We start from the raw sequence: 11,803 nt of genomic DNA, 5'->3' as shown, positions 1-11,803 counted from the left end.
ATATATTCCCTGTTATCGAACTCAGTTGTATTGTTCAACTTCATCAAGAAACAAAAGCGTGGCCAATAAATCTGCCGCTCCGCCCGCTGATGCCCGAATGGCTAATAAGTCGCGCTCTAGTTCTTCAAGCCTTTGTTTTCCTTGAGCAGTTGAACAACCACCTAGTGCTAAAATCTGTTGAGCACCTATTTGCATCTTGTTCAAACCATCCAGTCCAGCACGATGAATCACACAGGTATCCGTAAGCTGTGCCATCATCGAAATGAGGGCATTTAAGCGTACTTCCGACTCTGTCCCCCCCTGATCGCGACTATGTCTTAACTGAGGCAAACCATGTTGCATGATCATTGGAAAACCAAGTTGAGCCTGTTGTTTAGCGCCATTTACACCAAATTGCTGTCTAACTTTCTCACCATGACTCGTCTTTTTTTGAGGGGCAAAACGATCTTCGATCAGTGCAATTTCACTCGCTGTCGTACAAATATTTTCAATAAAAAATGATTGTTTATTGAAAACCCTGAGTGCTGTAGCAGTCACTACAAGTCCAATCGACCAAATAGCCCCTCGATGAGTATTTACACCTTGTGTGACTTGCAACATGCGTTGCTCACCTTGTCGACCCAATTGTCCGATGTCTTCTCTTAACGCCTGACAAACCTGCCCATGATGCTCTGCTGCTTCTGCCATTGCTTTGAACATCGGCGCTAGGCTGTGTGCAGATCGCTCCATTAGCTCAAGCGTAAGGTCATCGTGAGCACCACTTCCACGTTGATCAACCAGTGCTGGTTTTGGTGTGAGATTCACTTCATCTAACAATGCCGCAACTGCCATATCAGCAAGATGCTCTGAGGTACTGAAGAAACTGGTTGTTTTTAGGATTGCATTCATTACCAGCTCCTGAATTTTGCAGGAGGCTCATATAGTCCATCTGACCAAGTCACCAAATCAGCAATATTTTTTGCGGCTAACAACTCGCGTGTCGCATCTGTTCGTCGAATTCCTAAATCCTCAGGGAACACGACTAGGCCTTCTTGACGTAGTTTTTGTGTCTTTTTAGGATCTTGGCTTAATCCAATTTCAGTCACCCCAGCAACCGCAGCGATCATGTCTCGACGCTCTTCTAAGCTGCGCGCCTTGTATAAATAGGCAATACCTTCTTCTGTTAATAAATGCGTAACATCATCACCATAGATCATGATTGGCGCTAAATCCATTCCTGATTTCTTAGCCACATCCACAGCATCCAAAGTCTTAACAAATGTTGGCTTACCACCTTCTTGATAAGTTTCAACCATTTGAACAACTAACTTTTTACCGCGGGCTAAATACGTATCTGTATCCGTATTTCCTGCGACTCGCATATCAATCCAAGCAGGTGTAGCATGACGACGTCCACGAGGATCATGTCCCATATTCGGTGCTCCACCGAATCCCGCTAAGCGCCCTTTCGTTACAGTTGATGAATGCCCATCACCATCTACTTGCAAAGTTGCACCAATAAATAAATCAACAGCATACTGACCTGCAAGCTGACACATCATCCGATTTGAGCGCAATGAACCATCTCGACCAGTAAAGAAAATATCAGGACGAGCAGCGACATATTTCTCCATGCCGAGTTCTGTACCAAAGCAATGCACACTTTCAACCCAGCCTGTTTCGATTGCTGGAATTAAGGTTGGATGTGGATTGAGCGTCCAGTTTCGGCAGATTTTTCCTTTTAGGCCTAATGACTCGCCATAAGTCGGCAGAATCAGCTCAATCGCAGCGGTATTAAAACCAATACCATGATTCAATGACTGTACTTGATGCTTTTCATAAATACCTCGAATTGCCATCATTGCCATTAAGACATGCACTGGTTTAATGTGTTTAGGATCACGTGTAAATAATGGTTCGATATAAAAAGGCTTATCGGAAACAACAACAAAATCGACCCAAGATGCGGGAATATCTACTCTTGGCAAATCAGTCACATCATCTACAAGTTCATTAACCTGCACGATTACAATGCCATCACTAAAAGCTGCAGGTTCAATTAGCGCTGGTGAATCTTCTGTACTTGGACCTGTGTAAATATTTCCTTGTCGATCTGCCATAAAACCGGCCGATAACACGACATTCGGAATCAGATCAACCAATAAACGTGAATACAGTTCGATATAAGTATGGATCGCCCCGATCTCAAGCAGTCCATCCTCTAGCAACTGACTAATACGTAAACTTTGTGTGCCTGCAAAAGAAAAATCGAGTTTTCGAGCAATTCCATTTTCAAATAAATCTAAATGTTCGGCACGTCCCACACTTGGCATGATCATGTGCAAGTCATGTAAAACTTCAGGATTGGCCTTTGCCAAAGAACGAGATAAAAAGTCGGCTTGTTTTTGATTATTCCCTTCTAAAACAACTCGATCTCCGGGAGCAATCAGCGTTTCTAACACTTTGATAATATCTTCTGTTGGAATGACCGCACCATCTGTGTATTTGCTTGCCATTTCCAATTTTAGTTGTTTACTATGTCGACGCTTTGTCCAAAGTCGTTCTTTATGCTGAACAGAACCTTCCATGTGTATTTCCTTGGTTATGTCTTGATCTTCTCTTATAAAAAGCTTTTTCAAGTTTCCAATCAATCAACCCCAATTGCAGTTCATTAACTTCAGGTTAATATTGTTTAGTAAAATTCCAAATTGACTATTCCTATGCTTGAGGTTACTGATTCCTCAAATTTTCTCTTTAGTTAATTTTTATTCAGCAAAAATTAAAAAAATAAATTTAAAAAATTAGGCAATAAAAATGATCTAAAAAGAGTTTTATTTGAATAAATATTTTATTATTTAAGTAGATACATAAAATTCATTTATTTTATCTTTGACTAATTTTTTATTATTCTAAAATATTATGAGTTCTTATTTAGCTTTCCTTAAAGCGTAATCCAACGCCTGCGATCGTAAAAATATAAACGGGTGTGAGTGCTGAATCTCCGATTTTGGTTCGGAGTTTTTTGACGAGAATTCGCAGATAATGGGTATCTTCTTCATGGCTAACACCCCATAACTCGGTCATAATTTGTTTCTGCGTAACAATCTTACCCTGATGGCGAATCAGTAGTGCTAAAAGCTGGAATTCCTTTTTGGTGAGAACAATTTCTTCATTCGCCAACTTAACCATATGTTCAGCCACGTTCACAGATAATTGACCATCATCAAAGACAATTTTCTGTTCAACCTGTTGCGGTTTATTGCGAAACATCACTCGAATGCGTGCACACAGTTCCTGAATGCTAAATGGTTTCGTGACATAATCATTCGCTCCAGCATCAAGCAATTTAATTTTTTGATTTTCATCAGGACGCGCAGAAAGTACGATCACAGGAATGTCAGACCATTGCCTTAACTCAGTCAAAACCTCTTGACCATCCATATCAGGCAAACCCAAATCTAGAATCAATAAATCTGCACCTCGACTCGCCAAAGTCTCAAGTCCTTTCATACCATTCTCAGCCACATACACTTTATAGCCTTGCGCGCGCAAAGCAATGTCCAAAAATTTTCGAATTTGTGGTTCATCATCAATAATAAGAATTGAAGCTTGGGCGTTTAATTTATGAGGCATGAAATTATTTTAATCCTGATGTAAAGGTAATCGTATTCTAATTAAAGTGCCTTGACCATGTTTCCCACTAAAAGCTTCAATACTGCCCATGTGCGCGCCAATAATCGCTTTTACAATTGAAAGACCCAACCCTGTTCCTGTTTTACCTCGATCTCCCCTTTGCATGGTATAGAACATATCAAAAATCTGCTCACGCTCATCTTTAGGAATACCAACACCTTGATCTTCAATCTCGATCTGTAAATAGCTTTCGATCTGCTGAATATTCACTTCTATCGGCACATTTTCTGGAGAAAATTTGGCTGCATTTTCTAAAACATTAAAAACAGCTTGTTCAATTAAAGCGGGATGTACATATAACTCAGGCAGCTCTTCAGCAAATGAAATCTTAATGCTCACATGCGGTTGATATCGTTTTAAACGTTCAGTAGCAGAACCAATTAACTCATCAACACCAATCCAAGCACGACTGAGCGTTAATCCTTGATGGCCCAAACGCGTCATATCCAAAAGATTTTGAATATAGCGATCTAAGCGCTCACCTTCTATATGAATGGTATCTAATAATTCATGGCGATCTGTCTCAGGCATTTGTTCGCCATAATATTTAAGCGTATCTGCTGAACCAATCATCGCAGCCAACGGCGAACGCAAATCATGTGATACGGATGACAATAAAGCAGAACGAAGCTTTTCAGTTTCAGCAACGACTCTAGAATTTTCCAACTGCAACGATAGCTGCACCCTAGAAAGCGTTTGTGCAATATCATCAATCATTAACTCAGCCAAACGTTGCTGCTCGAAGTGAATACTTTGCAAATTACGGTTAAATCGAATGGCAACCACACCAAAATCTGCCACTAAATTTACTGGGTTAAACCACCATTCTGAATTGGTCAAAGTATTGGTAAAACGCCCACATGGTTTAGCATTCTTTTGTGTCCAATCTGCTGCTATTTGATCTTTTTCATTCAAAATTAGTGTATCGCCTACTGATTGTCCACTCACTCTCAACCACACAGTAGCATTGAGCGAACTTTCCAAATGCTGCTTGGATATGTTTAAAACTTGCTCAACATCAACACAAGTAGATAACTTTCGCTCTAACTCTTGCAATTGGAGTGACATCGAATTTGCAGCGCGCAAACTCAGCACTTGAGCGCGTAGTTGATTGGCCAATCGTCCTACTAATAAAGCAGAAACGATAAACATAATAATCGTCATCACGCCACGCTCGGCAATGATTCGAAAGGTAAATCGTGGTTCAATAAAGAAATAGTTATAAAGTAGAAAGCAAATCAAGACACTCATAATCGTAATCAGCATTCTTGTCCGCATCGCAACAATCAGCACTGTCACCACAAAAATCAAAGCCAGTTCGCTATAACCAATAAAGTGATCACTCACCAGTGCAACAAGAAAACCGAGTAATACAATTAAAATACTTTCCGTGATCTCACGCGGATTGAAACCAAAACCTTGCGTTAACCAATCAGAGGTTGTGTTTTCTATTCGCGTTTTAGATTCATTATTTTTGGCTTTTAACGGCTGAACAAAAGTAATCTCAAAAGGATGTTGTTTTTCTAAAAGCTGATCAGCAATATGATCTGAAGATAAGCGTTGCCATAATGATTTTTTAGCGCTCTTGCCCAATAAAATATTAGATGCGCCATAATCATAAGCAGCCTGTAAAATCGTTGCTGCAATTTGATTGCTATACAATAAATAGGTATCTGCACCCAACTTACGTGCCAAATTAAATGCTTTAGTAACAGCAAAAGTTTGCCTGTTTTCAATTTTGCTTTTTTGAATTGAAATCACACTCCAAGTCGCATTTCTCCTTTCAGCAATTCGATGTGCTCGTCTGACTAAATCCTCTGAAAACTCAGTTCCATCGATGGCTAACATCACATGATTCTGAATCGGAATAATTTGTCCTTGAGCTACAAATTTCTCCCGATAATCAATATCCACCTGTCCTGCAACCGTTTGAATTGCGAGGTCTCGTAAAGCAGTGAGATTGGCTGGCTTAAAAAAGCCTTGCAAAGCATGTGGAGCGACATCCGCTAAATAAATTTTGCCATGATTCATACGCTCCAATAGTTCTGGTACAGGCAGATCAACCAAGCGAATATCTTTTAATCTTTTTAATAGTGCATCAGGCACCGTTTCTGTTACCCGAATGCCCGTGATTTGATAGACCACATCATTCAAACTTTCGAGATGCTGAATATTCAATGTGCTATAGACATCAATACCCGCATCTAATAACTCATTCACATCTTGCCAACGATACTCATGACGACTATTGGGCACGTTTCGATGTGCGAGTTCATCAACCAAAACAATTTCAGGTTTTAACTTCAGAATTTGATCAAGATCCATTTCATCTAAAAATCGATCTTGATATTCAACAGTCCTTTTAGGAACAACATTCAGCCCTTGAATCAAAGCTTCTGTATCAGCTCGACCATGCGTTTCGACCACGCCCACCAGCACATGATGACCTTGTCGCATCAACTCATGTGCTCTCGACAACATGGCAAAGGTTTTGCCCACGCCAGGTGCCGCCCCCAAGAAAATGGTTAAACGTCCAGATTGTTCACGTTGGCTATGTGCCAACCATGCATCTGCTTTGTTATTTCGGTCGATCTGCATAGGCTCAGCTCTATCAACGTGAGGTTGATGATAATTGATCTAAAGCGATGTTGAGCTGAAGCACATTGACTCGTGCCTGCCCATACAAGCCCAATTGAACAGGTTGAATCTGTTGTTGCACTAAATCTCTGACTTTCTGCTCGGGTAAAGCACGTTGTTGTGCCACACGTTTCACCTGTAATAGCGCACTTTCAGGTGAAATATCTGGATCAATCCCGCTACCCGATGCAGTGATCATTTCTGGTGGTACTTGTTGCTCAACAATTTGATTGCTTTGAGCAAACTGCAAGGTTCTTTCTTTAATTTGCTTTTGCAATTCAGGATTAGATACTGCCAAGTTACTGCCCGCTACACCATCCACATTATAATTCACAGCACTTGGACGACTATGGAAATATTGTTCACTCACAAAATTCTGTCCCACTAAGCTTGACCCGACAATTTTTCCATTTAACTCGATAACACTACCATTGGCCTGTTTTGGAAATAACAATTGAGCCAAAGATACACTGACACTGCAATACAATACACCTGCGACCAAGAACCCAACCAGTACTAAACCCAGACTAGACCGAAAAAAGGATTGTGCTTCAGTCGATAGGGGAAGATTTTCTAATGTATTCATGATGCACTCCTAAATCCACAACGACACAACAAGGTCAATCAATTTGATCGCAATAAACGGAAAAACCACACCCCCTACGCCATAGATCAGCATATTACGACGCAATAGCTGTAAGGCACTGGCAGGTTTAAATTGCACCCCTTTCAGCGCTAAAGGAATCAACATCGGAATAATCATTGCATTGAAAATCAATGCAGAAATCACCGCACTACTTGGACTACTCAACTGTAAAATATTCAAGACATCAAGCTGAGGAATCGCAACGGCGAACAATGCAGGTAAAATCACAAAGTATTTAGACACATCATTTGCTAAAGAAAATGTGGTTAAAGCGCCTCGAGTAATCAACTGCTGCTTGCCAATTTCTACTACATCAAGCAGTTTGGTTGGATCAGAATCTAGATCGACCATATTTCCTGCTTCTTTTGCAGCTTGCGTACCTGAGTTCATCGCCAAACCAATATCTGCTTGTGCCAAAGCGGGTGCATCATTGGTTCCATCGCCAACCATTGCGACCAATTTTCCTGCGGCTTGCTCTTTACGAATACAAGCTAATTTATCTTCAGGTCGAGCTTCAGCAATATAATCATCGACACCTGCTTCGGCAGCAATTGCGGCTGCGGTCAATGGATTATCCCCTGTCACCATGATGGTTTTAATCCCCATTTCTCGTAACAATGCAAAGCGCTCTTTAATCCCTTGTTTAATCACATCTGAAAGTTCAATCACACCTAAAATTGAATGATTCGATGCCACAACCAATGGTGTTGCGCCTTTAGAAGCGACTTGTTCAACACGGGCTTTCAGCTCAATATTGTCTTTAACCTCTTGTTGGGTAAATTTTAGAATCGCATCCACTGCGCCTTTGCGAATCTTTTGCCCTGTCGCTAAATCAACTCCAGATAACCGTGTTGAAGCACTAAACTGAATAAATTCTGCATCTTTAGATTCACGGATACTTTCACCCATTTCTTTACCTAAACACACTACAGATTTACCTTCAGGCGTTGGATCAGCAAAAGACGTGAGCATTGCTGCTTGGCGTAATTCACTTGGACTCACACCAGCCAATGGATAAAAAGCGGTCGCTTGGCGATCACCATAGGTTATTGTGCCTGTTTTATCCAACAGCAATACATCAATATCACCAGCAACCTCAACTGCCTTACCTGACTTCGCCAATACATTGGCTTTTAAGGCTCTGTTCATCCCTGCAATCCCAATCGCAGGCAACAATCCACCAATTGTTGTTGGAATGAGACAGACCAATAACGCAATCAACATCACCAGACTGATTTTGATCCCAACCATAGAACCAATAAACGGTAATGTTGCAACCACAACAATAAAAGTAATGGTCATGATGTTCAGTAAGATACTCAGCGCAATTTCATTCGGTGTTTTTTGACGGTTTGCACCCTCAACCAAAGCGATCATTCGATCTAAGAAACTATTGCCTGCCTCATTACTGACACGAACAATAATTTGATCAGATAAAACTTTGGTACCACCAATCACACCTGAGCGATCTGTATTGGCTTCACGTAATACAGGTGCAGACTCACCTGTCACCGCCGACTCATTAATGGTGGCAAAACCTTGAATAATTTCACCATCCGCAGGCACAATTTCACCGGCTTTAATGATCACCAAATCATCTCTTTTTAATAAATTTGCAGAAATCACCGTTGCTGTGGCATTCAGATCAGCAATTTTATTTGCCATTAAGTTTTCACGGGCTTGCCGTAAAGAAGATGCTTGTCCACGTCCTTTGGCTTCTGCTACTGCTTCTGCATAATTGGCAAACAAAACGGTCACCAATAAAATCAAACTCAGTAAAATACCAAATCCAAAACTGGTGCTCCCCATCACAGTTGCCGCGATGGTTAACACCGTTCCAATCCAAACACATGCCATCACAGGATTTTTAAAGGCATGCTGTGGTAATAATTTATAAAAGGTTTGCTGAATAATTTCTTTATTCAAGATATCCATTTGTGTCGCATTAGAGTGATTCATGGTACTTGCTCCACTAGATCTTTACAGATAAATAATCAGCAATTGGTCCAATCACCAACACTGGCATAAATTGCAAAAGCGTTAAAATCAGTACAATTCCGATTAAAGTCAGTGCAAATGTAGGCGACTCAATCTGTAATGAGCCCTTGGTCTCATCTGCTTTAGGTTTGGTTGCTAGACTGACTGCAATTAAAACTGGAATGATCAGCACGCTATAACGACCTGCTAATAACGCAACACTGGTGCTTAGATTCCACCATAAAGTGTTGTCGGCTAAGCCTTCAAAACCAGAACCATTATTGGCAAACGCAGACACATATTCATAAAACACTTGGCTAATACCATGTGATGCAGGGTTTGAGTTTCCCGTTAAAGATGGGAAAGCGATAGCAATCGCAGTCAAACCAAGAATCACCACAGGTTGTAAAAGAATGACCAATGCCAATAACTTAATTTCAGTGACTTCAATTTTTCGTCCAAATAACTCAGGCGTACGACCTGTCATCAAACCCGCGATAAATACGGCTAAAAATAGATAGATAAAAAATTGTAATAGACCACAACCAATCCCACCCCAAATGGCATTGATTAGCATATTGCATAACTCAACCAAACCCGTTAATGGCGAAGCTGAGTCATGCATCATATTGACCGAACCATTATTCACCTGTGTAGTTAAACTTCCCCATAATGCAGAGGCTTCAGCTCCAAAACGAACTTCTTTACCTTCCATTAGCGCCGTATTTGGGATTAAAGAAGATTTTTCAGCCCACAATGTGAATACAGTAGAAGCCAATGACATCAATAACATCGTGCCCAAAATCATCCACATTAATTTTTTGCGTTGGACAAAGCGACCAAGCATAAATACAACCGACATTGGAATCAGTAAAATCGCAAGCATCTCCAGCATATTGGATAATGGCGTTGGATTTTCTAAAGGCACACTACTGTTTGGACCATACCAACCACCACCATTACTGCCTAATTGCTTGATCGCTACCATCGCTGCAACAGGTCCAAGTGGAATATGTTGTGTTTGTACTTCTGCTGCTTGATCTAAAACTTGGATGGTTGGACCCGCAGAAAGTGTTGATGGCACACCTTGAAAAGTCAGTAATAGAGAAAAAACTAAACCCAAAGGAATAAAGAATCGGAACAGTGGTCGGATCATATCCATCCAATAATTTCCAAGATTAATTTGCAATGCATTTTTCAGTTCAACATTTTCAGCAGCTTGATCTTTGGGCTGTAAAAATAAAGCTCTTAACATGGCTGTTAACAAAGCCAAACCCATAATTGGAGATAAATATTGCAAACCAACAATTACTGTCATTTGCGACAGATAAGACAATTGAGCTTGTCCTGAATAATGCTGCTGATTGGTATTGGTTAGAAATGAAATCGTTGTGTGTACTGCCAAATGCCAATTCATATTAGGAATACGATCTGGATTCAACGGTAACCAAGCTTGCGTCATCAAGATCACAATGCTGATGCCAAGTAACAAAAGATTACTGATGACAAACGCAGCAAAATATTGCCGCCAATTCATACCCATTTGTTTCACATTCAAAATGGCGTAAATTGGTTGTTCGATACATTTAAAGAAACGATCGCTTTTCATTGGTTGAGCTTGCATCACATCTGCAAGATAGCCTCCTAATGGGTAGGCTAAAACCAATGCAAGGATAAATACGGAAATAAATTCCCACATAGCACATGCCATTTAAAAAATAAGTCGGTATTAGTATGGAAATTGACTGCGTAAATTCTCTATATTGAAATAAGAGTAAGGCGTAAATTTTCCGTAAATTATTCTGTATTTCACTACCGTATGTTTGGAATGCCTACTTTTCAATCACAAATACATTCCATTAGAGATTTAGATTTAAATTTCCTATATTTGTGTTATGATGCTGGTACATATATGGGGATGTTATTGGCTTCGACGCTGGTGATGAAGCTCATAGATGCATGCCGAGAGCGCATTTTCTCTCGTAAATAAAATTTGCATTTAAATAGTCGCAAACGACGAAACTTACGCTCTAGCTGCCTAAGGGCAGCTTGTCCGCTTCCTAGAATACTTGTGGTCTAGGAACCCGACCGAAGCGCACGCACACAAGTCCGTATAGAGTCAAGCCTCGGGGCTTTATACCAAACTTAGAGGATCGCACTTTGTACCCTGTTCGTCGGGTCACTTGGTGTTAAAACAATAGACGATATCTAAGCATGTAGTATTCTCGAGTGTAGTGCTGGCGGACGCGGGTTCAACTCCCGCCATCTCCACCAAAATACCGTAAATAAAAGAGCCACTTACCAAAGTGGCTTTTTTATTGACAGGTTTTTATTTCATAACAAAAATTTAATTGCTGATTGAATATTTTCAGAATAAAAAATGAAAGATTGGATCTATTTTCTACATCAAATATAAAATCAAGCATGGGAATCATTATATAAATCAAAATGCTAGTTGCTTTGTTTAAAAACAATTATGCAGTAGTCTGCAAAGATTATAATTAAGTTGCTCTTGTTCTTTGACTTACATTTTTTATATTCCGAAATGTGCATTACAATCACTCAGGTATAATATATAACTGCGACATATGCCTTGGAGGTATTATTTTTGAAGGTTAAAGCGATTATTCTTCAAGATGAAGAATTAAAGCTACATAAATTAAAAAAGGTTAAAGATTCAGCTTACGATTCTATTAAGAAAGCTAAAGTTTCAAACTACTTGTGGATCTATGCCGAAACTGCCGATTTCTTTAACTTCGACTTATGGGATGAATTAGACAACGCATACATCAATAAAGTAATTCATTATAAAAATAAACTCTTCAAAGTGGTCGAAATTAATTCTTTAGATAAAATTAGATATTCTTAGAT

General features: G+C 40.0%; 8 protein-coding genes and 1 other RNA gene. 2 read left to right on the top strand and 7 right to left on the bottom strand.

Going from position 1 to position 11,803, the window contains the following annotated elements; all coding sequences use genetic code 11:
* Positions 1 to 21: 21 nt before the first annotated feature.
* The 7 genes from ACT4_RS08135 to kdpA form a co-directional block, all read right to left on the bottom strand.
* Positions 22 to 888, bottom strand: a complete 867-nt coding sequence (locus tag ACT4_RS08135) for a triphosphoribosyl-dephospho-CoA synthase (RefSeq protein WP_007481301.1) — start codon at positions 886 to 888, stop codon at positions 22 to 24.
* Positions 888 to 2,567, bottom strand: coding sequence for a malonate decarboxylase subunit alpha (gene mdcA, locus ACT4_RS08130; RefSeq protein WP_007481298.1), 1,680 nt, complete (start codon positions 2,565 to 2,567; stop codon positions 888 to 890). Before mdcA ends, ACT4_RS08135 begins: the two co-directional genes overlap by 1 nt.
* A gap of 343 nt (positions 2,568 to 2,910) precedes the next feature.
* Positions 2,911 to 3,612 carry a response regulator gene (locus tag ACT4_RS08125; RefSeq protein WP_007481296.1) on the bottom strand — a complete coding sequence of 234 codons (702 nt, stop codon included), beginning with the start codon at positions 3,610 to 3,612 and terminating at the stop codon, positions 2,911 to 2,913.
* A gap of 9 nt (positions 3,613 to 3,621) precedes the next feature.
* Positions 3,622 to 6,270, bottom strand: a complete 2,649-nt coding sequence (locus ACT4_RS08120; RefSeq protein WP_007481294.1) for a sensor histidine kinase KdpD — start codon at positions 6,268 to 6,270, stop codon at positions 3,622 to 3,624.
* Positions 6,271 to 6,283: 13 nt separating this feature from the next.
* Positions 6,284 to 6,895 carry a potassium-transporting ATPase subunit KdpC gene (kdpC, locus tag ACT4_RS08115; protein ID WP_007481289.1) on the bottom strand — a complete coding sequence of 204 codons (612 nt, stop codon included), beginning with the start codon at positions 6,893 to 6,895 and terminating at the stop codon, positions 6,284 to 6,286.
* 9 nt (positions 6,896 to 6,904) lie between these two features.
* On the bottom strand, positions 6,905 to 8,914 hold the full coding sequence (kdpB, locus tag ACT4_RS08110; RefSeq protein WP_007481287.1) for a potassium-transporting ATPase subunit KdpB: 2,010 nt from the start codon (positions 8,912 to 8,914) through the stop codon (positions 6,905 to 6,907).
* 13 nt (positions 8,915 to 8,927) lie between these two features.
* Positions 8,928 to 10,631 carry a potassium-transporting ATPase subunit KdpA gene (gene kdpA, locus ACT4_RS08105; RefSeq protein ID WP_201786691.1) on the bottom strand — a complete coding sequence of 568 codons (1,704 nt, stop codon included), beginning with the start codon at positions 10,629 to 10,631 and terminating at the stop codon, positions 8,928 to 8,930.
* Positions 10,632 to 10,846: 215 nt separating this feature from the next.
* Here kdpA and ssrA point away from each other — a divergent pair.
* Both ssrA and ACT4_RS08100 read left to right on the top strand, forming a co-directional pair.
* Positions 10,847 to 11,206, top strand: a transfer-messenger RNA (tmRNA) gene (gene ssrA, locus ACT4_RS16920).
* Between the two features lie 334 nt (positions 11,207 to 11,540).
* Positions 11,541 to 11,801 carry a hypothetical protein gene (locus tag ACT4_RS08100; protein ID WP_007481283.1) on the top strand — a complete coding sequence of 87 codons (261 nt, stop codon included), beginning with the start codon at positions 11,541 to 11,543 and terminating at the stop codon, positions 11,799 to 11,801.
* Positions 11,802 to 11,803 lie beyond the last annotated feature (2 nt).

The organism is Acinetobacter sp. NBRC 100985, assembly GCF_000241225.1.
Taxonomy (GTDB): domain Bacteria; phylum Pseudomonadota; class Gammaproteobacteria; order Pseudomonadales; family Moraxellaceae; genus Acinetobacter; species Acinetobacter venetianus.
Note: the sequence above shows the minus strand (reverse complement) of the source record. Positions and strands in the feature narration are given on the sequence as shown.

Coding starts and splice junctions, on each gene's coding strand:
- mdcA (WP_007481298.1), bottom strand. CDS start 2,567: ATGGAAGGTTCTGTTCAGCATAAAGAACGACTTTGGACAAAGCGTCGA.
- ACT4_RS08125 (WP_007481296.1), bottom strand. CDS start 3,612: ATGCCTCATAAATTAAACGCCCAAGCTTCAATTCTTATTATTGATGAT.
- kdpB (WP_007481287.1), bottom strand. CDS start 8,914: ATGAATCACTCTAATGCGACACAAATGGATATCTTGAATAAAGAAATT.
- ACT4_RS08135 (WP_007481301.1), bottom strand. CDS start 888: ATGAATGCAATCCTAAAAACAACCAGTTTCTTCAGTACCTCAGAGCAT.
- kdpC (WP_007481289.1), bottom strand. CDS start 6,895: ATGAATACATTAGAAAATCTTCCCCTATCGACTGAAGCACAATCCTTT.
- ACT4_RS08120 (WP_007481294.1), bottom strand. CDS start 6,270: ATGCAGATCGACCGAAATAACAAAGCAGATGCATGGTTGGCACATAGC.
- kdpA (WP_201786691.1), bottom strand. CDS start 10,631: ATGTGGGAATTTATTTCCGTATTTATCCTTGCATTGGTTTTAGCCTAC.